The sequence below is a fragment of the Alkalihalophilus lindianensis genome, assembly GCF_032843265.1.
Lineage (GTDB): Bacteria > Bacillota > Bacilli > Bacillales > Bacillaceae_D > Alkalihalophilus > Alkalihalophilus lindianensis.
In genome coordinates this window covers 1-251 of record NZ_JAWJBA010000727.1, presented here as the reverse complement: position 1 = coordinate 251, position 251 = coordinate 1, and the positions used below count along the sequence as shown (strand labels likewise).

Sequence of the window (251 nt, the reverse complement as noted above, 5' to 3'; positions counted from 1 at the left end):
ACTTTTTCCACCGTAATAAATCAAATACAGTAAAGCCTTTATGCCTATATTGGCAATCACAATCCCTTTCCAATAGGAATTCAATTTGAATTTTTTGATTTCAAGACTAATTAGTTTACGCACGGATACCGCCTCCATTAATTAATGTTAAGAAATAATCTTCAAGTGAATGGTTCTTCTTATTGATTTCCTCTACCATTACCCCATTTAAAATGAGAGCCTTAGATATTTCTGTCTGTGATGCTCCCGTA

At 33.5% G+C, this 251-nt stretch carries 1 pseudogene; it reads right to left on the bottom strand.

Going from position 1 to position 251, the window contains the following annotated elements:
• Positions 1-115: 115 nt before the first annotated feature.
• Positions 116-251, bottom strand: a pseudogene (locus RYX56_RS24085) (ABC transporter ATP-binding protein); the annotation flags it as partial.